The sequence below is a fragment of the Haloferax profundi genome (genome assembly GCF_001469865.1).
GTDB classification, from domain to species: Archaea; Halobacteriota; Halobacteria; order Halobacteriales; family Haloferacaceae; genus Haloferax; species Haloferax profundi.
This window is the reverse complement of the sequence record NZ_LOPV01000658.1, coordinates 1-455: the sequence shown is the minus strand read 5'-3', so window position 1 is coordinate 455 and position 455 is coordinate 1. Positions and strand designations below refer to the sequence as shown.

Below are 455 nucleotides of genomic sequence, written 5' to 3'. Positions count from 1 at the left end.
TTCTCGTGGATCTCGGCGGCGAAAACAGAGCTCTTTCAGCCAAGTTCGACGACCGATGCGGCCCTGAACGTCATACTCGTATTCAGCATCATCCTCGCTGTCGGGTCGGTGGGATATGCTGTTGCTGTCCCTGGTCAGGGAGAATCGTTCTCAGAGCTGTACTTACTCACAGAAAATGAATCTGGCGAGCTCGTCGCAGACGACTACCCAACTGAATTCACAGTTGGTGAGCCAAAATCACTCTATGTTGGTATAGGGAACCACGAGAACGAACCTGTTGATTATACCGTTGTTTCGCAGTTACAACGCGTTGAGGTCTCAAATAACTCAACGACTGTGCTTGAGCGAACAGAGCTAACTCGGTATTCACCAACAGTGGAAGACAATTCCACGTGGCGAACCGAAGACACAATATCCCCACAGATGACGGGCGACCGACTTCGCCTCACGTACTT

The 455-nt window shown here is 50.8% G+C and carries 1 protein-coding gene; it reads left to right on the top strand.

The features are described from left to right. Positions 1-455 (top strand): DUF1616 domain-containing protein (locus AUR66_RS20905; protein ID WP_157533237.1); only part of this gene is annotated, 455 nt, incomplete at both ends.